Source organism: Blautia hansenii (assembly GCF_013304445.1).
Lineage (GTDB): Bacteria > Bacillota > Clostridia > Lachnospirales > Lachnospiraceae > Blautia.
Map to the genome: position 1 here is coordinate 30380 of NZ_JAAITA010000009.1, position 25486 is coordinate 55865.

Sequence of the window (25486 nt, forward strand, 5' to 3'; positions counted from 1 at the left end):
ATGCAGGCAAAGTTTTTGGAAAATGAATTTTGGTATGGCGGTGCAGTGTATGAAAGCTATAAACAACCGATTGGAGAGGAAGATTCCGTGGAATGGGATTTCAGAGAAAATCCCACAGCCAATCAGATAATGCCGCTGTTTCTTTCCACAAAGGGAAGATATATATGGAGTGAGAAAGGCTTTCAAATTCAGTTTCACAAAGGAATGATTCAAGCAGAAGGGGACTGTGAAATCCTTTTAAAGGAGGGATATGATTCTTTAAGAGGGGCGTATCTGGAAGCTATGAAACAGCATTTTCCTTTTCATGAAATCCGGCTTTCTAAAAGATTCTTTGAAGCTCCTGTTTACAACACCTGGATAGAAATGACTTTTTATCAGGAGCAGAACAGGATTCTGGAGTATGCCAGAGGAATTTTGGAGCATGGGCTGCCGACGGGAATTTTAATGATTGATGACGGCTGGTCCCCTTATTACGGAAAGTGGCAGTTTCGGAAAGATAATTTTCCGGAAGCCAGGAAGATGATAGAAGAGCTTCATAAAATGGGCTTTCAGGTCATGGTCTGGATTTGTCCTTTTATTACTCCTGATACCGTAGAATACCGGGAGACCAGAGATAAGCATTTGTTAATAGAGACACCGGAAGGCAAGCCAAGAATTCTGGAATGGTGGAATGGCTATTCGGCAGCACTGGATTTAACCAATCCCAAAGCGCTGGAGTGGCTGAAAGGACAGTTGGATGTCCTGCAGGAGATGGGAATTGATGGTTTTAAGTTCGATGCAGGAGACTCTTATTACTATACAGAGGGAGACCGGCTTTATAAAAAAGCAAATACAGATGAACTTTCAAGGTTGTGGGCGGCTTTCGGAGAGCAGTATGCCTTTAATGAACTTCGGGTTTGCTTTAAGACGGGGGGATATTCTCTTATGCAGCGGCTGTGTGATAAACATCATACCTGGGATGAGCGTGGTATAGGCGGTTTAATGCCTGGTATGCTGCTTCAGGGACTTACCGGCCATCCTTTTGGCAGTCCGGACATGATTGGCGGCGGCGAATATCTCAGTTTTCAGGAAAACAGCGGGGAATGTTTTGACGCGGAATTGTTTGTCAGATATTGCGAAATTGCTGCGCTGATGCCGGTCATGCAGTTTTCTGCGGCACCGTGGAGATTGTTGGGGAAAGAAGATTATGAAAAGGTACTGGCAGCCATGAAGGTACGGGAGAAATATCTGCCTGTTCTTTTAGAAACTGTTCAGTATGCTTATGAAACAGGAGAGCCTGTAGTGCGTCATATGGAATATGTATTTCCGGGACAGGGCATGGAAAAGACCATGAATCAGTTTATGATAGGGGATAAATTGTTGGTGGCTCCGGTGATGCAAAAAGGAGTGACGTCCCGAATGGTGCAGCTTCCGCGGGGAATGTGGAAACTGGAGGACAGAATTCTGGAAAGTAATGGGGAAGAATGGAGTTTGAATAGTGAAAAGGGTTTGTTAGTTCTGGAAAAGATAGAAAAATAAAAGAATAGAAGACGCGGGATATCCGGAAATGATTGCCGGATATCCCGCATTTTTTATCCGGGTAGTTCTGCGATTATAGTAATAGAACGGCAAAGTGGTGAAAGAAATAACAAAAAGATATAAAAACAATACAAAATAACATGTGAGAAAGAAAAGGTATATGTTAATGTGTATACTATCTAGAAGAAAATCACAGTTTGTTTGTGGTTAACGGCGAAAAAGAAAAAGAGAGGAGCAATTTTATGAGCAAGAAAGCAAAATTAACCAAAAAACTTGCTATGTTTTTGGTATTGGTGCTTTGCCTTGGGGACATGTTTCCTGTTACGGTAAAAGCAGAAACAGAAACAAGAAATGTTATGGAAGGGCTTGAGCCCAAAACAAATGCGGGGGAAATCATAAATCCTCTTGCAGCTACAGATGGCAACAAATCGGGAAGCAATGAGGACGGCAATAATACGAAAATTGTTGCTGGAGAAGAGAGGCCGGATACTGAAGATAATGGGTATTCTCAGTGGCAGCCGGTATATCTGCAATACGATTTTGGGGAAATTTATGAACTTAAAGAAATTTCCCTGTATCGTAACACTTATGATAATGCAATATCAACTTTTAAAGAAGTAAAAGTAGAAATTGCATCCAATGAAGAATTTACAGACAGTTATGTCGTATATAAAACAGCAGATGTTGAGGAAAGTGTAGATACAAAAGGACAGGCTCAGACGGTGGTGTTGCCTGCAGGAACAGAGGGAAGATATCTGCGAGTATGGGGAAAAGGCCATTATATACAGAACACGAACAGTGACTGGAAGGGATACAGTAATGGTGTGTTGTTTAATGAGATTGAGGTAAGCGCTGTTGTGCCGATGACAGAGCCGGAACCGGAACCAGAACCGGGAGAGGAACTGGTAGATGCAAATATTATGTTAGGATTACAGCCAACTACAAACAGTACACATAAAATTGTCGTGGGGGGACCTACGGTACCGCAGGTACTGATACAGAACCCATCCAGTGCCACAGATGGTATGAAAGCGGGCAGTGATGATGATTCTAATAATACAAAAATTATTGCGGGTACAGAAGCCGGAGGAAATGATAATGGTTATTCAGGATGGGATTCTGTGTATTTGCAGTATGATTTTGGAAAAGAGCGAGATGTAAAAAAGATAGATTTATATCGAAACACCTATCCGGCAGCAGTGTCTACATTTAAAAATGTAAAAGTAGAGTTGGCTTCTACAGCGGATTTTTCAGATAGTGTAGTTGTTTATGAGGAAAACGATTATGAAGAAATGGCATCTCATAAAGGGGCTCCGCAGTCTATCGTTCTGGAAAGTCCGGTAAAGGCACAATATATTCGTATCTGGGGAAAAGGTCATTATATTCAAAATACGAACAGTTCCTGGAAAGGATATAGCAATGGTATTTTGTTTAATGAAATCGAGGTCATTGCTTCTATTCCAAAATCTGAACTTCCGACACCACCGCCGGAGGAAGAAGCGAAAAACATTGCAGCTGGAAAAATTCCGTATGTTCGAGGGCTGACACCAACAAATATCGAAGCTATTACAGATGGACAGGTAGATAAAAATTATGCAGTTCATAATAGCCTTGGAAACCGGTGGCTGCAATTTGAATATAGAAACAGCTATTTTATGAAAGAAATTAAGTTTAAACTGGAAGAGGGAAGTTATCAATCTGTAAAAGTGTCTGTTTCTTCATCACCAACGAATGAAGGAGAAGTGGTATTTTATAAAGAAAATTGGACTCAAAGTCCGGATATGACAGTGATAGATTTAGGCGAAGGAAAACTGGGAAAATATGTCCGATTTACAGTAAATAAGGACAGCAGCAGTCCTGCAAAATATTCAGAAATTGAAATCTGGGCAACAGGAAAAAATTTTGATGAATCTAAACCGGAATATGTAGAACCGGAATCTCAATATGATACGCTGGTTTGGTCCGATGAATTTAATGGAGATGTTGTGGATGAATCCAAATGGAATATTATTGACGGAATGGCAAACCATGGAGCTATCTATAACAGAAAAGCGGTAAGTATTAAAAAAGATGGAGAAAACAGTTATTTAGCAATTAATTCTAAAAATCATGAAACAACAGAGAAGTTAATTAAAGCAGTAGGGTGGGATCAATATCAAGATCAGACGTTAAAAAATCATGTTACCTGGTCTTCCGGACGTATTGAATCAAAAAATAAGTTCTCTTTCCAGTTTGGGCGTATGGCCGTTCGTGCGAAACCCAACGATTCTCAAGGTATTTGGCCGGCCATTTGGATGCTTTCCCAGGATGAAACAGGACATGACGAAATCGATGTTCTGGAATATCTTGGACAGGATGCATGGGATGCGTGGACTACGAATCACTTTGGCATTTTAGATAAAGATAAAGGCTCAGATGGTATTTCGACAAAGAATTATGAAGCATGGTGTCAGGATTTTCATGTTTTTGAAGTAGAGTGGAGTCCGGAAATTATTAAATTCTTTATAGATGGCAAACAGGTACACAGCACTACAACTGCAAAGAGTGACGGGCGTGATGGAATGCATACTCGTCCGATGTTTGCAATTCTGGAAACGCAGGTAGGAGATGGATGGGTTGGATCTGTAGATTATACGAAGCAGGAAACAAAACAGGACAGTGATTATCTGGTAGACTGGGTAAGAGTATATCAGACAGCAGATCAGCCGGTTGTACGTTTTGATGACCTGGAAAGTATTGTTGACGGAAAAAATACAGATTATTATATTGCACCGGAATTTTATACAGACGGCTTAGAGGAGTTATCTGACGGTAAAGAAACTTATGAAAATAAAGATAACTTTTACTATGGAGGCCAGCCGAGGTATGAAGATAGCCGGGTTATTGTAAAACAAGGAGCAAAAGAGCAGTTTTTGGTTTATCATATACCGGAGGTGAAAGATGTACATCTGACCGCTTATTATCAGACAATAAAGGGTGTGAAATTCCCGTCTTCTGTTGGCGACCTTAAAGGAAAATCTATGCGTTCCTCTTTAAGGGAGGGTAGTGAAGTGGACTTTAAGATTTACACCTCTGCTGACGGAAATGAGTGGACCGAATTTGGGAATGTTAAGATAGTAGATAATTTTCCAGAGCCAAATCCTTCTTATGCAAGGCATACTTTTGATGCTTACGGACTTCCGGAGGGAACAAATTATGTGAAAATTGAGTTTCCGGATTACGAAGGCGCAGAATATACACAGGAGAATGGAGAAATTACGAAAGTCCAGAATACAGATATTCAGTTAGCAAAAGTAACATTTCTTCAGGAAAAAGGAGCGGACATTCCAGAGCCGGAAGTATTGCTGGACGAAATAGAAGTCACAAAGACTCCGAAAAAGACAGAGTATATGGAAGGGGAAGTTTTTGACGCGAAAGGAATGCAGATAACGGCAAAATACAGCGACGGAACAGAAAAAGACGTGACAGAATCCATTGTTTACAGCAAAGAACCATTGAAAACAACCGACAAAGAAATAGAAATATCCTATACGGAAAACGGAGTAACGAAGACAGTAAAACAAAAGATTACGGTAAAGGAAAATCCGAAGCCCGAAGTAACACTGGACGAAATAGAAATCACAAAGACTCCGAAAAAGACAGAGTATATGGAAGGGGAAGTTTTTGATGCGAAAGGAATGCAGATAACGGCAAAATACAGTGACGGAACAGAAAAAGATGTGACAGAATCCATTATCTACAGCAAAGAACCATTGAAAACAACCGACAAAGAAATAGAAATATCCTATACGGAAAACGGAGTAACGAAGACAGTAAAACAAAAGATTACAGTAAAAGCAAAAGAGAATCCGAATCCTCAGCCAGGAGAAATTTTAGAAGTAAAAGTTGTTCCGGGTGAAGCAGAGGTTAAGGCAGGAGAGACTAAGGCATTTACTGTTGAAATTGTAAGTAAAGGAGAAGTGACTAAGGATGTTACTTGGGAGTTATCCGGAAACAAGAGCAGAGAAACAAAAATAAATCAGGAAGGAGTTTTGACAGTCAGTAAAACAGAAACTGCACAGGAAATTAGAGTAAAGGCAATTGCAAAATCAGACAAAAATAAGCACGGAGAAGCTGTTGTTAAAATTAAGAAAAATACTGAAAAAAATCCAATTATAAAACCGTCCAATTCTTCGGGAAGTAATAATAAACCTTCCAAAGGAGTAAAAACTGCAGATGAAATGCAAACGGGAATGTGGGTTATGGCTGTAGCCATAGCAGGGGGTGTTATTCTTACGCTGACGATAAAAAAGAAAAAACATCATTAATTATTTAAAGAAGGACTGCTGTTTTCATACAAAAAAGGTATGGGGACGACAGTCCTTCTTTTTAATTTTTGTATATAGAGTTAGTCCGAAGTTTTCGCCGCTGCATTCTCAGTCATGCGCAGCTTTCGGGCGGCTTCTATTGTGGGGTAAGCTTCTAAATTGGTATGAGGAATAGCTGTGGCGGCTACCATTTCGTGCAGAAAGTTCTCTACCGCACCGAACTGCACATACGTCATCCTGGACAAAAGGTCTGGAATTTTTTCTATCAGGCTTCGGTTCAGAAGCAGTTTGACGGCACCGTTTAGAGACGTGTTTCCTGCCTGATGGATACGTTCCGGGGGAATATCGGGATACATACCGATAGCGACTGCGGATTCTTTATGGATATGAATTCCAAAGGCCCCTGCCATATAGAAATTTTCCACATCGTCTACAGTTAAGCCTATTTGCTGCAGCAGGATTTGTACCATAGTGCTGGCAGCGGCTTTTGCTTTCAAAAACTCTTGAATATCCGTTTCATAGAACCAGAGTTTTGGTCCATAGCACACCGCATATTCCTCTTCGTCGGGTTGCCAGACAATTTTATCTGACATTTCCGGCATCAGTTTTCCTCTGTTATCTACCCAGCCATTGAGATATAATTCTGCGAGTAAATCTACAATTCCGGAGCCGCAGATTCCGGCAGGCGGGACATTGCCCAGGACAGTTAAAGAGAATTCTCCGTGATTTAGACGCACCTGGGTTACGGCGCCTTTAGCTGCCCGCATACCTGTGCGTACGGCTTCACCTTCCAGGGCAGGTCCGGCGGCTCCTGCACCGCAGAGGAGAAAGTCCCGATTACCAATCACCAGCTCTCCGTTTGTTCCCACATCAAAGAATGCCTGAATTCCCTCTTTTTCCTGAATATCGACATCCATAAGACCGCTGATAATATCGCCGCCCAGATAATTGGCTCTGGCAGGAACCAGATATACGGGACAGGAGAGGGGGAGTTCCAAATCGGAAGCAGGGCAGAATCCAAGCTGGTCCGCCCATACTGCATAGGGAGAGGCAAAAATGGGAAGAGGGTCTAAGCCTGTGAGAAAATGAATCATGGCATTATTTCCGGAAATTACCATGGAGCCACACTGGTATACGTCTATATTTGTGCGGTTTTTAATAGTTTCCATGCCCTCCAGAATACTTTTTAAAGTCAGCTGCCGCAGTTCTTCCAGGTGGTCCGGGCGGTCTTTGGTATAAAATATCCGGGACAAAATTTCCAGCCCTTTATCCCGCTGGTGATTTCGTACGCTTTCCTGAGTCAGAAGCTTTCCGGTATGGCAATCGACCAACTGCAATACAACGGTGGTACTGCCTAAATCCACAGCCAGTCCATAGAGTACCGAAGTGGTATCTCCGGCTTCCAGATTTGTAATAAGCCATCGGGAGCCGTCCCAGCTTAAAGAGACGGTGATTTTCCAGTCGGCCGTTTGGCAGATTGCAGAAAGCTGACGCAGAGATTTTACGGAAAACTGTATAGGTTCCTTCAGTTTGGCGAGTGCATCAAAAATGCGTACTTGTGCGGAACGGGAATCGTCTTCTGTAGGCGGTATCAGTTCCAGATATTCTTTTCGGCATAATCCAGTCATGGGTTTTCCTCCGGTTATTTATTTCAGTCGTTTGTCTAGTACAGCGAATACTAAGTAACCACCATATTGACTTGCCTAATTGTCCATCTGTATCGTTGTCGTCAATCAGCGTAGCCACCGCTACGCCTCATTCCTCCGCCTTGCATATGGAACAATTATTCTACGTCAATATAGCAGAAACTTAGTATTCGTTGTACTAGTGCAGATTATTATTTATACCTTTATTTTGCATATCTTCCGGGAAGAAGTCAAGGGAAATGGAGACTTAGCGCTTTCGATTGGCCTGCGCCAGTTCCTGCCGGTATTCTTTCGGTGTTTTTTTCATATATTTCTTAAAAATTCTGGTAAAATAATTCACATCTGCAATGCCGCAGTATTGCGCGATATTTTGAATCTGCATAGAGGTAGAATTCAGAAGAAATACAGCATGTTCTATTCTTTTCTTGTTGACATAATCTGTAAGTGTCATACCCGTTTCTTTCTTAAACAGGGTAGAAAGATAGCTGGCATTCACATTGAGAAATCTGGCCTGTGTTTTTAGCGTCAAATCTGCGGTTAAATCAGAATCAATTCGGGTAAGAACTTTTTGTACAAGGAGAGAAAAACCTTTCATAGAATGATTTTTCACAAGCAGGCAGTATTTGTGAACCATTTCCTTTTGCAGAGCCTGACCGCCTTGGGGAGAAGTAATCTGTTCGATTTCCCGGGCAAATTTGGAAGACAGATTATCAATGTGCAGGGGATGAACGTCTCCCTGCTCCGCACCTTTTCTCAAAAGTGTGTTCAGAATAATACAGTAATTTTTAATATTGCGCACCGGATCAGCCAGCCGCTGCTCCAACAGGAGAAAATTGTTGCTGGAAAGCGCTGTCTCTGCGTTGTGAATAAGACCCTGAGAAACCATATGAATCAGATGGTTTTCAGAGGCATAACGTTTTTCCAGAACCTGCATACTGAGAAAGGCTTCTTCCGGTTCCTGAAAATTTGAATCCAAAGTTACCGGAACAACACGTTCAGACAGAGCGTTTTCTATATACTCTACAGAAAAATTTTCTGTGCTGCCCCAGATTTTTTTGCCAAAGGCAGTTGTAATCGCAAACAGTGTTTCTTCGTCCGTTAAAAAGGGCAAATCGGAATAGTACTTGTTTATTTGTGTGAATTGTTTAGGAGAGAGATTTAACTCTTCTGCAAAATTCAACAAGGTCTGTCGATTTAGTCTGCGATTTACATAAGGCCCGATAAGCAGGTAAAGAAGACCATCCTGTATGTCCGGCAGCTGCAGACAGATATAGCTGCACATATATTCGTCCTGGATACGGAAAATGGTGTTAGGTGTATTAAGACGCTGCAGAGCAGGTGTGAGAAAACGGGTATAATCCTTCTCGTTATAAATCAGACAGCGAAGCCCTAAGTCGAAAATGGGCAGAGTGTCTGGTATACCATTTGCAGGTGCTTCCAGAATGGTGAAGTGTATGTACAGATTTTCCAAAAGATTTTTCAAAAAAGTGAATTCTGCTTCGTAGAACATAAGACTCCTCCATAGGAAAATTTTTTTATATTATGGTATGATTTTTAACAAAATGCAAGAGTATATAAAAATTGTATGGAAATAAATAAAAAAAATCCTAACAGAAAAATGGAAAAGTACTTAGAATAAAGAACATAGATGTGAAATTTTATATGGAAGAGAATTTGCGAAAGGAGTATGTAAAATGGCAGAAAGAATCAAATTGGAAGTTGGCGGACTGCAGGCACTTCGCCAGATGAACCCCATGTTAATGAGCTATAATGTAGAATTTGCAGAGGTAACAGGAGGAACCTTCTGGAAAGCCTACACACCGGGACAGATTGCAGGTACAGAGGAGTTTTATGTAGAACCTACCACAGAGGGAATTGCAGCGATGTACCGGGATTTGATGCAGGTATATGCGCCGATCAATCTGTATGACGAAAAACTGCGCAAACTGGCAAAGGAACTGGGACCGGTATGGGTGCGTGTGTCCGGCACCTGGGCAACAAAAACATATTATGATTTTGACGGAACCACCAACGGAAAAGTTCCGGAAGGATACTTAAATGTGCTGACAAAAGAACAGTGGATTGGTGTTCTGGATTTTGTAAAAGAAATCGGTGCAAAACTGATTGTGTCTGTTGCCAACTGTCCGGGACTGCACAGTGCAGACGAGCCATGGACACCGGTGGAAGCAGAGAAACTGTTTGGACTGAGCAAAGAATATGGTGTGCCTATTGACGCGGCAGAGTTTGCAAATGAGCCGAACATGATGGAGGATACAGGATTCCCGAAGGGATACACACCGGCAGATTACAGAAGAGACCAGGATTTATTCTTTGCATGGCTGAAAGAAAATTATCCGGAATGTATTTGTGTGGGACCAAGCACCACTGGCGGAGATAACATTCAGTTCGGAAAAGGCAGCAGTGACAAAACCGCAGGCGGCGTAGAGCAGATTGCAGAAGAAACCTGTGACTGTGCAGATTTAATGGAAGGTACAAAAGTACCACTGGACGTATTCAGCTACCATTATTACAACGGAGTATCTGAGCGCCTTGCATCCGTAATGCCAAGCGCACACTGGAACGCATCTGAGGCCAACAGTGAGGAGTATCTGGCAACCGCTATGGAATTTGCCCGCACTTATGTACCTCTGCGTGACAAGTATGTACCGGACGCTGAGATGTGGGTAACAGAATCCGGAGACGCTGGCGGCGGCGGGGATACCTGGGCATCTACTTACCTGGATGTTATGAGAACTCTGAACGAACTGGCTGGATTTTCCACTATTACAAACGGTGTGATTTTCCACAATACACTGGCAAGCAGTGACTACGGTTTTCTTGCAAGAGAAGTTTTTGATCCAAGACCAAATTACTTTGCCGTACTCCTTTGGAATCGTCTGATGGGAGCGACCGTATTTGATACAAAAGAACCGGTACGCTACGGTGCTCATGTATATGCACACAGCCGCAAGGACGGAAAAGAAGGGCTGGTATATCTGGTTATCAACAACAGTCTGGAAGAAGCAACACAGGTAGAACTTCCAAAAGAAGCGGAAGTTTACATGCTGGCCGGGGAAGGCGGCAATATGAGAGCTTCCGTTATGACCTTAAACGGAACTCCGCTGGTACTGGGCGAGAACAATGAAGTTCCGGCTATGGACCCGGTAAAGGCAGAGGGAATGCTGGAAGTAGCGCCAGGTTCCTGTGCATTTATCGTTTTATAAAACTGAAAAGACACTTCATGTAAAGGCCCTTTCCGGGTGAACAGGCGAAGGAGAAATGCTTGTTTCCCGGAAGGGGCTGTTTTTTGTACATCTTCTGTTTTGGAATTGGATATACCAGATACCAAATGTCAAAGAAATCCCAAATTTTTTATAAATACGCTTAAATACCGATTAAATCACCCAAAATAAGCGGAAAGATTGACAAAAACACAAGCAGAATATATAATGATAAAATAATAACAATCTTCTGGTATAACCAGATTGGAAGGTGAGGTGAAAGAATGAAAGAGTTTAAGGTAATTGAAGTCAAGAGAAGTATCTTTGAGGACAATGCTGCAGACGCGGCCAGACTTCGGGAAACGCTCAGAGAGCAGAAAACTTTTCTGCTGAATCTGATGTCGTCTCCGGGGGCAGGGAAAACCAGTACGCTAAAGCGAACGATTTCCATGCTGAAGGAGGAAATGCAAATCGGTGTTATGGAGGCAGATATTGATTCAGATGTGGATGCGCAGAGCATTTTGGAAACCGGGGCAAAGGCTATCCAGATTCATACCGGGGGTATGTGCCATCTGGACGCGGATATGACCCGGCAGGGACTTCTGGAATTCGGTACACAAGATTTGGATTTGGTGGTGCTGGAGAATGTGGGCAACCTGGTATGTCCGGCAGAATTCGATACAGGCGCATGTAAAAATGCCATGATTCTGTCTGTGCCGGAGGGACATGATAAACCACTGAAATATCCCCTGATGTTTTCCGTGTGTGATGTAGTTTTGATTAACAAAACAGATGTGCTGCCCTATTTTGATTTTGATATGGAAAAATGCAGGGCGTATATTCAGAAGCGAAATCCAAAGGCAAGGGTAATTCCGATTTCGGCAAAGACCGGGGAAGGCTTTGACGAATGGACAGACTGGCTGCGCCGGGAAACAGCGGACTGGACAAAGGGACAGTAAAAAGCAAAAGGATAAAGAAGTAATAGAAAAAGAAAGAGGGTAAGACAAATGTTGTTTCAAATTTACGGAGAAAATGCGGGCTGGCAGCTTTTTGGCTGGCTCATGGTATTTGTATGTCTGATTTTAGTCAATGAAATCGCGCGCCGTTCCAAGGTGGGAGGAATTTTCTGTTTCCTGATTCTTCCGGCAGCGCTGACGGTTTATTTTATTGCTATTCAGGTTGGCGCAGCAAACGGCGCCGAATGGGCACTGAACAATGACACTTATGTACATATGAACGGCTGGTTCCACTATGCCAAACTCTATGCGGCAACGGCAGGCTGTATTGGTTTTATGATGTTAAAGTATCGCCGGGGAATCGGAAAAAAAGAATGGTTTAAGGTGTTCCCTTTTGCAATTGTAGCAATTAATATTCTCATTGCTGTAGGCAGTGATTTTGAATCTGGTGTCCGCGGCGCCATGGCTTTGGCTTCTCAGGGGGACCGCTGGTGGCTTTCCTCTGAAAATGTATGGCTTTACGGCGGCTGGTGGAACTGGGTCAATGGTATTGCGGGAATTCTCAATATTTTCTGTATGACTGGCTGGATGGGAATTTACGTTTCCAAAAAGAAACACGATATGCTGTGGCCGGATATGACCTGGTGCTTTATTGTTGCTTATGACATCTGGAATTTTGCCTATACCTATAACAATCTGCCCACACACACCTGGTATTGCGGTGTAGCCCTGCTTTTGGCGCCGACTTTTGCGGCTATGCTGTGGAATAAGGGGGGCTGGATTCAGAATCGTGCCAACACACTGGCACTGTGGTGTATGTTTGCCCAGGTGTTCCCATTGTTCCAGGAGCAGGGGAAATTTGCGGTGCTTCCGGTGCTGTATAAGGATGGCGTTATGGACGCAGCGGTCCGCCCGACAGCAGTGAATCCAACTATGCAGGGGGTCATTGCGATTCTGGCGCTGGCGGCAAATGTGATTTGTCTTGCTGTGGTTATCAAACGGGCCAAAGAGCAGAAAAAGAACCCTTACACAAACGAAATTTTTACAGACCAGAGAGATTTCAAACTTGCTATGGCAAGAGCAGAGAAAGAATAAAAACGATATGAAGAAGGAGATTGAACTATGGCAGATTCCCTGTTTCCTAATCCGCACCCGGAAGAACCGTTTCGGGAGCCTGTTGCCAAACTGGCAAAAATGATTACAGACAGAGCCCCTGTTGTACTTGGTATTGAGAAAATCACAAAGGAATCCCCGGAATATATCGGGCTTTCCGCTTTGTGTACGGACGAAATGGCAGAAATTGCCTTAAAAATGGGAAAACGCAAACCCAGAACTCTTGAAGATATGGTAAAAATCACCGGAAAAGATAAGACATATCTGGAAGATATGCTGCAGAAACTGGCAGTTAACGGTGTCATTGAATACAACTGGGAAAATCCCAGGAACGAAAAGCAGTATGTGCTTCCTATGTTTGTGCCGGGCAGTGCAGAATTTGCAAACATGAACGAGGATATTTTGCGGGAACATCCGGAGATGGGACGGTTCTTTGAGCGTATGAGCCGTGTGCCTCTGGAAAAAATCACCCATATGGTGCCTCCCGGCGGAGCGGGTATCGGCATGCACGTTATTCCTGTGGAAAAAGCAATTCAGATGGAAAACCAGTCTGTGTCTGTGGAACATATTTCTCACTGGCTGGACAAATACGAGGGTAAATATGCGGCAAGTCCCTGTTCCTGCCGCCGTTCCCGCAAAACCTTTGACGAGGGCTGTGCAGACGACCCGGAAGGCTGGTGCATTGCTGTGGGAGATATGGCAGATTATGTGGTGGAAACCAATAAAGGAGGACGCTACATTACCAGAGAGGAAGTTATGGACATTCTGAAAGTGGCAGAGGAAAACGGATTTGTACACCAGATTACCAACATTGACGGAGAAAATAAGATTTTCGCTATCTGCAACTGTAATGTAAACGTGTGTTATGCTCTGCGTACTTCCCAGCTTTTCAATACGCCGAATATGTCTCGTTCCGCTTATGTGGCCCATGTGAAAACAGAAAACTGCGTGGCCTGCGGACGTTGTGTGGAATACTGTCCGGCAGGCGCAGTGAAACTGGGGCAGAAGTTGTGTAAAAAGGACGGCAGTAAAGTAGAATATCCAAAGCAGCCACTTCCTTCCCAGGTTCCCTGGGGACCCCATATGTGGACAGAAGACTATCGGGACAAAAACCGTATCAACTGCTATGACACCGGAACCGCGCCGTGCAAAACCGCCTGTCCTGCGCATATTGCCATTCAGGGATATCTGAAAATGGCGGCACAGGGAAAATATACAGACGCGCTGGCACTGATTAAGAAGGAAAATCCATTCCCGGCAGTGTGCGGACGTATCTGCAACCGCAGATGTGAAGACGCATGTACCAGAGGAACCATTGACGAGGCTGTTGCTATTGATGAAGTGAAGCGTTTTATTGCGGAACAGGATTTAAAGGCAGAGACCAGATACATACCGAAGAAAGTCGTGCCTTCTTTGAAAGGAGAATTTTCGGAAAAAATCGCTATTATCGGAGGCGGTCCGGCAGGATTATCCTGTGCGTTCTATTTGGCTGAAAAAGGTTATAAGCCTACCGTTTTTGAGAAGAATCAGAAAGCCGGCGGCATGCTGGTCTATGGAATTCCTTCTTTCAAGCTGGAAAAAGACGTGGTGCAGGCAGAAATTGATATTATCAAAGAAATGGGCGTAGAAATCAGAACCGGTGTAGAAGTGGGAAGGGATATTACTCTGGACGAACTTCGCGCACAGGGGTATCAGGCATTTTACATTGCTATTGGCTGTCAGGGCGGAAGGCTGCCGGGTATACCGGGACAGAACGCAGACGGAGTGATGACAGCGGTGGATTTCCTGCGGGCTGCAGGCGAAGATAATACCTATGCGGTTTCCGGCAAAACGGTAGTTGTAGGCGGCGGAAACGTAGCCATTGATGTGGCAAGAACCAGTATGCGCTGCGGTGCAGACGGCGTTTCCATGTACTGTCTGGAGAGTCGGGAGATGATGCCTGCATCCGAAGAAGAAATTCAGGAAGCAGAGGAAGAAAAGGTATCCATTCACTGTGGATGGGGACCAAAGGAAATTCTCACAGAGAACGGCAAAGTGAAGGGTATTGTGTTCAAAAAATGTGTATCCGTAAAAGATCCGGACGGCCGCTTTAACCCCAGGTATGACGAAAGTGAAACCATGACCGTGGAATGTGACCATGTGTTTATGAGCGTAGGCCAGAGTATTCTCTGGGGCGATTTGTTAAAAAATGAGAAAGTGGAACTGGGAAGAGGAAACGGTGCAGTGGCAGACGCTGTGACGTATCAGACCGCGCAGCCGGATGTTTTTGTGGGCGGAGATGTGTATACAGGACCGAAATTTGCCATTGATGCCATTGCAGCAGGAAAGGAAGGCGCCGTGTCCATTCACCGCTTTGTGCAGCCTCACAGCAGTCTGACTATCGGACGAAACCGCAGACAGTTTGTGGAACTTGATAAGCAGGATGTTCTGGTGGAAGAGTACGACAATTCCAGCCGTCAGACTCCGGGATATGATAAGAATATTGACCGGAAAACTTCTTTCCGGGAGGCAAGGCAGAGCTTTACCGAAGAACAGGTGAAAAAAGAGACGGCCAGATGTCTGGGCTGCGGCGCTTCCGTAGTAGATGAAAACAAATGTATCGGCTGCGGCATCTGTACTACAAAGTGCGAATTTGACGCTATTCACCTGTACCGGGAAAATCCGGAGTGCAGCACTATGAGAAAGAGTGAAGACAAGCTGAAATACATTCTTCCATACGGGGCAAAGCAGACTATTAAGATTAAGTTCTCCAAAAAGAAATAAGACAGAGGAAGAAATCATGCATGAACTTGGAGTTGTTTTCCATGTAATAAAAACTGTGGAGGAAGCGGCGAAAGAGAACCGGCTTACAGAAATAGAGGCGGTCACTCTTCAGATTGGAGAGGTTTCCGGTGTGGTGGAATCCTATCTCCGGAACTGCTGGAAATGGGCCGTGGAGAAGAGGAGCGAAATATTAAAAGACAGTGCTCTTGTGGTAGAACAGATTCCGGCAGTGACTTACTGTGAGGATTGTGAAAAAACGTATCCCACGGTAGAGCACGGCAAGATTTGCCCTTTCTGCGGCAGCGAGCACACATACCTGCAGCAGGGAAATGAATTTTTAATAAAGGAAATCAGCGGGTGCTGATAAAAAATACAAAACAACAGGCTATCGCATTGCTTCTGCATGTGATAGCCTGTTGCGTTAAGTTCGATTTTGTTATTCGTAGTAAATCTTTCTGTTTCCGTCAATGCTTTCTCTTACGGATTTGTCTATCCAGGAAACGGCGCCGTTTAGGTCCCGGTTTTTTAGAAAAGTCCAGAGTTTATAGGTGTTTTCGTATAGAGCAGGTATGCCGTACAGAATACAGAAGCGTTCCCACAGGGAAGTCACCGCTACTTTGAAGGAGCAGAAAATCAGGGGAATCAGGGTGTTTCCGGAGAGCAGGGCAAATTCGTGCTGGAAGTCATAGGCAGCGCGCACGGCCTGGTCGATGGTCTGAGCAGCGCCCAGACGTTCTACGATTTCCCCCAGAGAGGCAATTTCTTCGTCTGTGATACGCTCTGCGCACAAGGTTGCAGCCAGGGTGTCCAGGGCAATGCGGACTTCCAGAATTGAGCGTACCTCTTCTTCCCGCAGGCGCCCGCCGTTATAGTTCATAATAGCCAGCAGGGTTTCTACTGTGCCGTTTCTCCTGTAATCTGCCACATAAGTGCCGCTTCGCGGCTTCACCACCAGAAATCCTTTCTTTTCCAAATCAGAAATGCCGCCGTTTACTACAGCGCGGCTGACCTGCATTTCCTGGGCCAGCTGCCGTTCCGGGGGCAGCTTTTCTCCTACAGGCAGTTTTCCCGATAAAATCATCTGTTCTAATTGTTGTACAAAAAGTTCCCGAAGAGAGGGAGAACTGATTTTTTCAAACTCCATGAGAATCCTCCTTTTCCAGAAATGGCTTAAACATTCGGTAAAACAAAAGGGAATTGATGTAAGCAGTCAGCCCAAATCCGAAGAAAAACCAGCAGCAGGCATACAGGGGCATTAGTTTCAAATCCTGATAAGTCATATACATAGGCAAAATGGAAAGCACCGCAATGGCCAGAGTGGAGGGAAAATGCATAAAGGCAAAGACGAAAGCATTTTTCACCAGATTCAGAGTTGTGTTGGCAAAGGCGGCGATGACCGGAAAAATGTACAGGAAAAAGAGAACGAGAAGTCCTGCAATTCCCAGTGAAACATAAAAAAGTACGTTTGCTGCCGGGCTGGCGCTGCTTTGCAGAAAGTTTATATTTAAAACCAATATCAGCGCGCCTGCCAGAAGACAGAGCCAGACAACCAGGGACTGGATAAAGTTTTCCTTAAAAGCCCGAAAAAACGTTTTGACCGTCCCGTTGTTGTTTCCTTTTACTGTGCGGAGCATGCAGTGGTAAAGGGCTGTGAGAGCAGGCCCTATGGTGATAACGGGAATACAACACAGGATAAACAGCAGATTGGCAATGATAATATCTCCGATTTTGTTGAGAAAAATATGGACGGGATTTTCTTCGTTCAGTAAATTCATAAGCGGTCCTTTCCGGCAAAAGCCATAAATTCTATGAGGTATTCTAGCATTAATCCGTGGGAAATGCAAAGAAAATCTCCTGTAAAAGTAAAAGGAAGAGCGGGCAGAAAGAAAAATATGGAAAAATGAGAAGGCATTTATGGAAAAATGGAAGAAAAGTTGCAATGAATACAAAAGTATAGGGGAAAATGATGAAGGAGATAAAGAAAAACGGTTATTAAAAAAAGGAAAAAAGAAAATATACTGGGAAAAAGACGCATGAAAAAGAAAAAGATGACAAAAAATTACGCAATATGCACAAATAAATAACATTTTTCCATATATGCAGAACATATATCCATTTAACATAATTCCATGTGCAATTATAATAACTATATCAGCCAACAAGAGATAAAAAGTTGGTAATATGACGAAAAATCATTAAAGGAGGAAGAAAGTATGAAGTTTAAGAAAGTGATGGCATTGGTGTTGGCAAGTGCAATGGTATTCTCCATGGCAGCCTGCGGCGGTGACAGCGGCTCATCCGGGGAGACAAAGAAAGAAGATTCCGGTGACAGCGGTGAATCCGACGGCGGTGAATTATCTGTTTCTATCTGGGATACAAATCAGGAGCCGGGCCTGAAGGAGATTCTGGCAGATTTTACAGAAGAGACAGGCATTAAGACAAAACTTACTGTTGTAAAATGGGACGAGTATTGGACCATGCTGGAAGCAGGTGCACAGGGCGGTTCTCTTCCGGACGTATTCTGGATGCACTCCAATGAAAGTGAAAGATACATGTCTAATGACATGCTTCTGGATTTGACTGATAAGATTGCAGAAAGCGATAAAATTGACCCGGAAAACTATCCGGAAGATATCTGGGGACTGTATACCTATGATGACAAATATTATGCAGTGCCTAAGGATGTAGATACTATTGCATTGTGGTATAACAAAACCATGTTTGACGAAGCGGGTCTGGCCTATCCGACAGCTGACTGGACATGGGATGACGTATCCGAAGCAGCCAAGAAGCTGACAAAGGATGACGGCAGCCAATACGGTCTTGCGGTGAGAAACGATAACAACCAGGCCGGATATTACAATCTGGTATATGATAACGGCGGATATATTATCAACGAGGATAAGACAAAATCAGGCTGGGATGACCCGAAAACGATGGAAGCTATGAAGACTCTGGAAGGCTGGATTAAAGACGGTGTAATGCCTTCTATTGAAACAATGTCTGAGAACGGCGAAGATGTGCTCTTCCAGTCCGGAAAAGCAGCCATGGTTCTCCAGGGCTCCTGGATGGTTGCCGCTTACAGAGATAATGAATATACAGCTGCAAACTGTGACCTGGTAGAACTTCCGAAAAATGCGGAAACAGGCAGAAGAGCTTCTGTATACAACGGACTTGGATGGGCAGCAGCTGCAAATGGTGAGCATACAGAAGAAGCATGGAAGCTGTTGGAATATCTGGGTTCTGAAGAGGCACAGAAAAAACAGGCAGAGCTTGGTGTTACCATGTCTGCATACAAAGGAACTTCTGATGCATGGGCAAAATCTGCTGACTTTAATCTTCAGGCATACTTAAACATGATGGATGATATGGAAATCAGACCGTATTCCAAGACAACAGTAACCTGGGAAAACGAAGACAATGAAATCTTAAAGAGCGTTTATACAGGTGAAAAGACCATGGAAGAGGCTTGTAAGGAAATGGCTGACCAGATGAACGAAAAACTGGCAGAAGAAGGAAATTAAGCTTCGGCGTAAAATTTTAAGTAGATGATAGACAAACCAGGGCTGTCGCACTCATATGCGGCAGCCCTATGTTAAAAAGGAGTGATTTGCGTGGCAAAAAAAGGAAAATCCGCACACACGGGCAGACGCAGAAGTGAATTTTTGTGGGGGTGGCTGTTTATTCTCCCGACCATAATTGGATTGATTATTCTGAATATTATCCCTATCTTCCAGACCGTGTACCAGAGCTTTTTCAAGACGGGAGATTTTGGTAAGGGAAATATTTTTATTGGATTTGAAAATTATACAAAGGTTTTTGGAGATGCAGAAATATGGCAGGCTCTGCTGAATACCTTTAAGTATGCAATTATAGAAGTACCGTTTTCGATTATTCTTGCACTGGTGCTGGCTGTGCTTCTCAACCGCAAGATGAAGGGTCGTTCCGTATACAGAACCATTATCTTTCTTCCCATGGTTGCAGCTCCGGCAGCAGTTGCTATGGTATGGAGATGGCTGTTTAACTCCGATTTCGGACTTTTAAACAACATTTTTCATTTGAACGTAAAATGGGTTTCAGACCCGAAGATAGCAGTGTATTCTATTGCAGTTATCGGTGTCTGGTCTATTCTGGGCTATAATATGGTGCTGTTCCTGTCAGGACTGCAGGAAATTCCGCATGACTATTATGAAGCGGCGGAACTGGACGGAGCAACGGGAATTAAGAGCTTTTTCCACATTACCGTGCCGCTGCTGTCCCCCACCATTTTCTTTGTACTGGTGACCCGTGTCATTGGTTCTCTGCAGGTATTTGACCTGATTTATATGGTTATAGATAAGAGTAACCCGGCTCTGGAAAAAACGCAGTCTTTGGTATACCTGTTCTATAAATATGCATTTATCAATAAGAACATGGGATACGGGGCAACGATTGTTGTGGTGCTTCTTGTAATTACGATGATTATTACTGCATTCCAGATGATTGGACAGAAAAAATGGGTATTTTATAATTAAGGGGGGAGCAGAATGGATAGCATGGAAACAAAAAAGAAAGTCGTTACGGCTGTCATACATATTGTCCTGATTCTGGTGTCAATCACGATGCTGGTTCCGTTTTTGTGGATGATACTGACGGCATTTAAGTCTGTTACGGAAGCAACCTCTGTAGACCCCTTTGTAATTTTTCCGAAGGTGTGGAGAACAGATGCGTTTAAGGCGGTTGTCAATAACATGAATTTCCTGCTTTTGTATAAAAATACACTGCTGTTGATTTTCTTCCGTGTAGTATGCGCGGTTGTGACAGCGACTATGGCGGGATATGCTTTCGGACGGCTGAACTTTAAGGGGAAGAATTTCTGCTTTTCACTGGTATTGATTCAGATGATGGTTCCGGTACAGATTTTCATTATTCCTCAGTATTTGATGGTCAGCAAAATGGGTATGCTGAACACAATTTTTGCCCTGGTATTTCCGGGTATGGTTACTGCATTTGGTACGTTCCTTCTTCGCCAGGGATATATGGGACTTCCAAATGATTTGGAGGAAGCGGCCAGACTGGACGGCTGTAATATCGGTCAGACATTCCTGTACATTATGGCGCCTCTGACACGTTCCAGTATGGTGGCGCTGGGAATCTTCACAGCAGTGTTTGCGTTTAAAGATTTGATGTGGCCTATGATTGTCAATACAGATAAGGATATGCTGGTATTGTCCTCCGCACTTGCGAAAATGCAGGGACAGTATATTTCCAAGTTCCCGGAATTAATGGCAGCTTCTCTGATTGCCTGCGTTCCTATGATTATTATTTATGTGATTTTCCAGAAACAATTTATCGAAGGTATTGCTACCAGCGGTGGTAAATTATAAAAACACAGCAAACACAGAATGGGCTGGCGCAAAAAAGTAAGCGCCGGCCTTTTTAAAAGGAGGATTTCAAATATGGGGATTTTATTTCACCAGGAAACAAAAACATTTCATCTTTATAATAAAGAAGTCAGCTATATAATCCGTATTATGGAGAACGGGCAGCTGGAAAATCTGTATTACGGAAAGGCCATCCGGGACCGGGAGGATTTCACGCATCTTCATGAAGAAATGTCCCGTCCACTGACTTCGGTGTGCATTCCGGAACCGGGTGTGTTGAACATGCAGTGCACGAAGCAGGAATATCCGGTATACGGCACAGGGGATTACAGAAGTCCTGCTTTTACGGTGAAACAGGAAAGCGGCAGTAAGGTGGTAAATTTCACTTATGTATCTCATGAGATGTATCATGGTAAAAAAGCAATTACTCCTCTTCCTGCGGTTTATACAAACAGTGATGAGGAAGCATGTACGCTGGAACTTCACCTGCATGACCAGATGATGCATACAGATTTGGTACTGACCTATACAATTTTTGAGGAATATCCGGTAATTACCAGACATGCAGCAGTTTGCCATAAGGGAGAAGAACCGATTACTCTGGAAAAAGTCATGAGTATGAGTGTGGAATTTCAGGATATGGATTTTGAGATGGTGCAGCTTTCCGGAGCGTGGGCGAGAGAGCGTTATGTGAAAGAGCGGAAGCTGGAAATGGGAATCCAGGCGATACAGGGGATTAACGGAACCGGCTGCGGCGCAGAGCACAATCCGTTTCTGGCACTGAAAAGGCCGGAGGCCACAGAGCAGCAGGGAGAAGTCTATGGCTTCAGTCTGGTATACAGCGGCAACTTCCTGGCTCAGACCGAGGTTTCCACCTTTGATATGACCAGGGTAATGCTGGGAATCCATCCGGAAGGCTTTAGCTGGAAGCTGGAAAAAGGCGAAACCTTCCAGACGCCGGAGGCCGTGCTGGTATACAGTGACAAAGGTCTGAATAAAATGAGCCAGGTATACCACAGATTGTACAGAAGAAATCTTATGAGAGGAAACTGGAAAGAACAGCCCCGTCCCATTTTGTTGAACAACTGGGAGGCAACTTATTTTGATTTTACAGAGGAGAAAATTCTGGATATTGCTGCAAAGGCAAAGGAAGCAGGCGTGGAACTGTTTGTTCTGGATGATGGCTGGTTTGGAACCAGAAATGATGATTACAGAGGTCTGGGAGACTGGGTGGTGAATCTGGAAAAACTGCCGGACGGCATTGCAGGATTGTCCCGAAAAGTGGAGGCTCTGGGATTAAAGTTTGGTCTTTGGGTAGAACTTGAAATGGTGAATAAGGACAGTGATTTATACCGGGCACATCCCGATTGGATTATTGGAGTGCCGGGCAGGTTTGAGTCTCATGGAAGACACCAGCATGTACTGGACTTTTCCAGGAAAGAGGTAGTGGATTACATTTATGAAATGATTTCAAAAGTGATTCGGGAATCTCGGATTTCCTATATAAAATGGGATATGAACCGTTATATGACCGAACCGTACAGCAGAGGTGCGGCGGCAGATGAGCAGGGAAAAGTCATGCATCGGTATATTTTGGGTGTGTATGATTTGTACACCAGACTGACACAGGAATTTCCGGAGATTCTCTTTGAATCCTGTGCAAGCGGCGGCGCCCGTTTTGACCCGGCTATGCTGTTTTTTGCGCCCCAGACCTGGACCAGTGATGACACAGACGCTTCGGAAAGGGCCAAAATTCAGTATGGAACTTCTTATGTGTATCCTCTGGTCAGCATGGGTTCTCATGTATCTGCAGTGCCCAATCACCAGATGTTCCGCAGCACACCATTGTCTACCAGGGCTAATATGGCATATTTTGGAACCTTTGGCTATGAATTGGACTTAAACCTTCTAAGTGAAGAAGAATTGAAGCAGGTAAAAGAGCAGGTAGCTTTTATGAAGAAGTACCGGAAACTGATACAGGTGGATGGAGATTTTTATCGGCTGTTAAGCCCGTTTAAAGGAAATGAAACGGCATGGATGGTGGTTTCCCAGGATAAAAAGCAGGCAATTGCCGCATTTTATCAGAGATTAAATAAGGTCAACGCTTCCTGGCTGCGGTTCAGGCTTCAGGGATTGGACAAAGATATGCTATATGAGATAAAATGTGAAGAAAAAGTATATCAGGCTTACGGAGACGAATTGATGTATGCGGGAATTCCAATAGACAGAGAACGTCTGAATAAAAACGGCGGAGACTTTGCGTCACTGCTGTTTGTTCTGCAGGAGGCAGAGCGGTAGAGCCTGAGGTAAAGGAGTGGAGGATTTGAGCCGTACAGTGGGATTTACCAGTCATGCCAGGTATAAATGTCTGGAGGATTTGCAGAAAGATTCTGTAGATTTGTGTGTGACATACTGCGGATGGGAATACTGTAACCCGGGTTATCGTTTTGGGCCAAATAAAAGAGAAGCGTATGTTCTTCATATTATAAAGAAGGGCAAGGGAAAACTGGAAATGAATAAGAGGGTATATGAACTGCAGGCTGGAGATGCGTTCTTTATTCCGCCGGGGGTGGAAGCGTGGTATGAGGCAGACCGGGAGGACCCCTGGTGTTATATGTGGGTGGGGTTTGTAGGGATTAAAGCAGATGAGTGCATGAGCGGCGCTGGGTTTTCTCAGAGAAGTCCTGTCAGAAAAGTTCACTGTGTCAAAGAGGTAGGTGGGTATATTGACCAGATGTTGGAAGCGCATCAGCTTACTTACGGAGATGAGTTAAAAAGGAATGCCATGCTGTTTTTATGCTTTTCCGTACTGATGGACGACTACCGGCAGAATTTCGCGGGAGGGGGTATTTCTGCAAATCATCCATACCCTGGTTCTGTATACGTCAAGCACGCTATGGAGTACATCAAGCATCATTACAATGAGTCGGTAAAAATCGGAGATTTAGCAGATTTTATCGGGGTCAACAGAAGTTATCTCACCAGCAGTTTTAAGAAAACGACAGGCTGCTCTCCTCAGGAATTTCTGGTAAACCTGCGTATGGATAAGGCCAAATCTTTGCTGAAAAAGACGGATTTGTCCATTAATGCAGTAGCCGGTGCAGTGGGGTATACAGACCAGCTTGCATTTTCCAAGGTTTTCAAAAAACATTGTGGGAAAAGCCCCCGCATGTACCGGGAAGAGAAAAGCGAACTGGTAATTTTGAAAGACAAAGGTTATTCTATCACAGAAAAGTTATAACGAGAAAAGGAGATGGGTATTATGGTAAAAATTACATTTATGGGTGCAGGGAGCACGGTTTTTGCAAGAAATGTACTGGGGGATTGTATGTGTACGCCGGCGCTTCGGGAGAGCGAAATTGCTTTGTATGACATTGATGAAAAGAGGCTGGAGGATTCCCGGATTATTTTGAGCGCCATTAATCACAATGTAAACGAAGACCGGGCAGTGATTAAGACGTATTTGGGCGCGGAAAACAGAAAAGAGGCTCTGCGGAATGCGGATTTTGTGGTAAATGCCATTCAGGTGGGCGGATACGACCCCTGTACTATTACGGATTTTGAAATTCCCAAGAAATACGGTTTGAGACAGACTATTGCCGATACACTGGGAATCGGAGGCATTATGCGGGCTCTCCGCACCATTCCTGTGTTGGAAGAATTTGCAAGAGATATGGAGGAGGTTTGCCCTGACACCCTGTTTTTGAACTATTCCAATCCTATGGCTATGCTTACAGGTTATATGCAGAGATACACAAAAATCAGAACGGTAGGGCTCTGTCATAGTGTGCAGGTGTGCTCAGAAAAGCTGTTGGAAGGGCTGGATATGAAGGATAAGCTGGAGGGCCGGCAGGAATTGATTGCAGGTATTAACCACATGGCATGGCTGTTGGAAATCCGGGACAAAGACGGAAATGATTTGTATCCTGAAATAAAAAAACGCGCGGCCCAAAAGAACAGCAGTGAAAAGCATGAGGATATGGTGCGTTATGAATATATCCGTCATCTGGGATATTACTGTACAGAGTCCAGCGAGCATAATGCAGAGTACAATCCGTTCTTTATTAAGTCCAAATATCCGGAAATGATTGAAGAATTTAATATTCCTCTGGACGAGTATCCAAGGCGCTGCGTGAATCAGATTGAAGGCTGGGAAAAGGAACGCGAAGATATTTTAAGAGACGGTAAGATTACCCATGAGAGAAGCCATGAATATGCTTCTTATATTATGGAGGCAGTTGTCACAGACAAGCCATATAAAATTGGCGGAAATGTACTGAACAACGGATATATTGACAATCTTCCGGCAGACGCCTGTGTGGAAGTTCCATGCTATATTGACGGCACAGGCGTGCACCCGGTGAAGGTAGGGAAACTTCCTACCCAGCTGGCAGCTATGAACAGCTCCAATATCAGTCCACAGCTTCTGACCATCGAAGCAGCGGTGACAAAGGACAGGCAGAAAATCTATCAGGCCGCCATGATGGATCCGCATACAGGGGCGGAACTGAATATTCAGGATATTATCCGTATGTGCGACGAACTCATAGAAGCGCATGGGGAATATATGAAGGCGTATAAGTAGAAATGAAAAGAAAC

18 protein-coding genes are annotated in these 25486 nt (G+C 44.0%); 14 read left to right on the forward strand and 4 right to left on the reverse strand.

Going from position 1 to position 25486, the window contains the following annotated elements; all coding sequences use genetic code 11:
* Positions 1–1518: a glycoside hydrolase family 31 protein gene (locus G5A70_RS08485; protein WP_173749229.1), complete on the forward strand. Its 1518-nt coding sequence runs from the start codon at positions 1–3 to the stop codon at positions 1516–1518.
* 242 nt (positions 1519–1760) lie between these two features.
* The gene (locus G5A70_RS08490) at positions 1761–5825 is read left to right on the forward strand and encodes a family 16 glycosylhydrolase (RefSeq protein ID WP_173749230.1); all 4065 of its coding nucleotides are present in this window, start codon (positions 1761–1763) and stop codon (positions 5823–5825) included.
* An 80-nt stretch (positions 5826–5905) separates the two neighbouring features.
* On the opposite strand, the gene G5A70_RS08495 is transcribed toward G5A70_RS08490, so the two are convergent.
* Together G5A70_RS08495 and G5A70_RS08500 are read right to left on the reverse strand one after the other, a co-directional pair.
* Positions 5906–7453, reverse strand: a complete 1548-nt coding sequence (locus G5A70_RS08495) for an ASKHA domain-containing protein (RefSeq protein ID WP_173749231.1) — start codon at positions 7451–7453, stop codon at positions 5906–5908.
* A gap of 265 nt (positions 7454–7718) precedes the next feature.
* Positions 7719–8981, reverse strand: coding sequence for an AraC family transcriptional regulator (locus G5A70_RS08500; protein WP_173749232.1), 1263 nt, complete (start codon positions 8979–8981; stop codon positions 7719–7721).
* Between the two features lie 184 nt (positions 8982–9165).
* On the opposite strand from G5A70_RS08500, the gene G5A70_RS08505 reads away from it, so the two are divergent.
* The 5 genes from G5A70_RS08505 to G5A70_RS08525 all read left to right on the forward strand — a co-directional run bounded on the left by G5A70_RS08505 (position 9166) and on the right by G5A70_RS08525 (position 15888).
* Positions 9166–10695 (forward strand): beta-glucuronidase, encoded by a 1530-nt coding sequence (locus G5A70_RS08505; RefSeq protein WP_173749233.1) that lies wholly within the window; start codon positions 9166–9168, stop codon positions 10693–10695.
* A gap of 281 nt (positions 10696–10976) precedes the next feature.
* Positions 10977–11651 carry a hydrogenase nickel incorporation protein HypB gene (hypB, locus tag G5A70_RS08510; protein WP_173749234.1) on the forward strand — a complete coding sequence of 225 codons (675 nt, stop codon included), beginning with the start codon at positions 10977–10979 and terminating at the stop codon, positions 11649–11651.
* 48 nt (positions 11652–11699) lie between these two features.
* A complete protein-coding gene (locus G5A70_RS08515; RefSeq protein ID WP_173749235.1) occupies positions 11700–12743 on the forward strand; it encodes a DUF5692 family protein in 1044 nt (347 codons plus the stop codon).
* Between the two features lie 27 nt (positions 12744–12770).
* On the forward strand, positions 12771–15524 hold the full coding sequence (locus tag G5A70_RS08520; protein ID WP_173749236.1) for an FAD-dependent oxidoreductase: 2754 nt from the start codon (positions 12771–12773) through the stop codon (positions 15522–15524).
* A 16-nt stretch (positions 15525–15540) separates the two neighbouring features.
* A complete protein-coding gene (locus tag G5A70_RS08525; RefSeq protein WP_173749237.1) occupies positions 15541–15888 on the forward strand; it encodes a hydrogenase maturation nickel metallochaperone HypA in 348 nt (115 codons plus the stop codon).
* 72 nt (positions 15889–15960) lie between these two features.
* On the opposite strand, the gene G5A70_RS08530 is transcribed toward G5A70_RS08525, so the two are convergent.
* Both G5A70_RS08530 and G5A70_RS08535 read right to left on the reverse strand, forming a co-directional pair.
* Entirely contained in the window at positions 15961–16668 is a 708-nt protein-coding gene (locus G5A70_RS08530) for a FadR/GntR family transcriptional regulator (protein ID WP_173749238.1), read from the reverse strand.
* Positions 16658–17299, reverse strand: a complete 642-nt coding sequence (locus G5A70_RS08535; RefSeq protein WP_173749239.1) for a YesL family protein — start codon at positions 17297–17299, stop codon at positions 16658–16660. Before G5A70_RS08535 ends, G5A70_RS08530 begins: the two co-directional genes overlap by 11 nt.
* A 139-nt stretch (positions 17300–17438) precedes the next feature.
* On the opposite strand from G5A70_RS08535, the gene G5A70_RS15880 reads away from it, so the two are divergent.
* The 7 genes from G5A70_RS15880 (at position 17439) to G5A70_RS08565 (ending at position 25472) form a co-directional block, all read left to right on the forward strand.
* Complete coding sequence (locus tag G5A70_RS15880) at positions 17439–17561, forward strand: hypothetical protein (RefSeq protein ID WP_264293467.1); 123 nt, start codon at positions 17439–17441, stop codon at positions 17559–17561.
* Positions 17562–17737: 176 nt separating this feature from the next.
* Entirely contained in the window at positions 17738–19048 is a 1311-nt protein-coding gene (locus G5A70_RS08540) for an ABC transporter substrate-binding protein (RefSeq protein WP_173749240.1), read from the forward strand.
* Positions 19049–19132: 84 nt separating this feature from the next.
* Positions 19133–20038: an ABC transporter permease subunit gene (locus G5A70_RS08545; protein ID WP_173749286.1), complete on the forward strand. Its 906-nt coding sequence runs from the start codon at positions 19133–19135 to the stop codon at positions 20036–20038.
* Between the two features lie 12 nt (positions 20039–20050).
* Entirely contained in the window at positions 20051–20890 is an 840-nt protein-coding gene (locus tag G5A70_RS08550; protein WP_173749241.1) for a carbohydrate ABC transporter permease, read from the forward strand.
* 72 nt (positions 20891–20962) lie between these two features.
* Positions 20963–23185, forward strand: coding sequence for an alpha-galactosidase (locus G5A70_RS08555; RefSeq protein ID WP_173749242.1), 2223 nt, complete (start codon positions 20963–20965; stop codon positions 23183–23185).
* 25 nt (positions 23186–23210) lie between these two features.
* On the forward strand, positions 23211–24128 hold the full coding sequence (locus tag G5A70_RS08560) for an AraC family transcriptional regulator (RefSeq protein WP_173749243.1): 918 nt from the start codon (positions 23211–23213) through the stop codon (positions 24126–24128).
* A 21-nt stretch (positions 24129–24149) separates the two neighbouring features.
* A complete protein-coding gene (locus G5A70_RS08565) occupies positions 24150–25472 on the forward strand; it encodes an alpha-glucosidase/alpha-galactosidase (protein WP_173749244.1) in 1323 nt (440 codons plus the stop codon).
* The last annotated feature ends 14 nt before the right edge of the window (positions 25473–25486 follow it).

Bases quoted from the DNA above. Each gene is read 5' to 3' on its own strand.
- G5A70_RS08485 (WP_173749229.1), top strand. From the start codon at position 1: ATGCAGGCAAAGTTTTTGGAAAATGAATTTTGGTATGGCGGTGCAGTG.
- G5A70_RS08490 (WP_173749230.1), top strand. From the start codon at position 1,761: ATGAGCAAGAAAGCAAAATTAACCAAAAAACTTGCTATGTTTTTGGTA.
- G5A70_RS08495 (WP_173749231.1), bottom strand. From the start codon at position 7,453: ATGACTGGATTATGCCGAAAAGAATATCTGGAACTGATACCGCCTACA.
- G5A70_RS08500 (WP_173749232.1), bottom strand. From the start codon at position 8,981: ATGTTCTACGAAGCAGAATTCACTTTTTTGAAAAATCTTTTGGAAAAT.
- G5A70_RS08505 (WP_173749233.1), top strand. From the start codon at position 9,166: ATGGCAGAAAGAATCAAATTGGAAGTTGGCGGACTGCAGGCACTTCGC.
- hypB (WP_173749234.1), top strand. From the start codon at position 10,977: ATGAAAGAGTTTAAGGTAATTGAAGTCAAGAGAAGTATCTTTGAGGAC.
- G5A70_RS08515 (WP_173749235.1), top strand. From the start codon at position 11,700: ATGTTGTTTCAAATTTACGGAGAAAATGCGGGCTGGCAGCTTTTTGGC.
- G5A70_RS08520 (WP_173749236.1), top strand. From the start codon at position 12,771: ATGGCAGATTCCCTGTTTCCTAATCCGCACCCGGAAGAACCGTTTCGG.
- G5A70_RS08525 (WP_173749237.1), top strand. From the start codon at position 15,541: ATGCATGAACTTGGAGTTGTTTTCCATGTAATAAAAACTGTGGAGGAA.
- G5A70_RS08530 (WP_173749238.1), bottom strand. From the start codon at position 16,668: ATGGAGTTTGAAAAAATCAGTTCTCCCTCTCTTCGGGAACTTTTTGTA.
- G5A70_RS08535 (WP_173749239.1), bottom strand. From the start codon at position 17,299: ATGAATTTACTGAACGAAGAAAATCCCGTCCATATTTTTCTCAACAAA.
- G5A70_RS15880 (WP_264293467.1), top strand. From the start codon at position 17,439: ATGGAAAAATGGAAGAAAAGTTGCAATGAATACAAAAGTATAGGGGAA.
- G5A70_RS08540 (WP_173749240.1), top strand. From the start codon at position 17,738: ATGAAGTTTAAGAAAGTGATGGCATTGGTGTTGGCAAGTGCAATGGTA.
- G5A70_RS08550 (WP_173749241.1), top strand. From the start codon at position 20,051: ATGGATAGCATGGAAACAAAAAAGAAAGTCGTTACGGCTGTCATACAT.
- G5A70_RS08555 (WP_173749242.1), top strand. From the start codon at position 20,963: ATGGGGATTTTATTTCACCAGGAAACAAAAACATTTCATCTTTATAAT.
- G5A70_RS08565 (WP_173749244.1), top strand. From the start codon at position 24,150: ATGGTAAAAATTACATTTATGGGTGCAGGGAGCACGGTTTTTGCAAGA.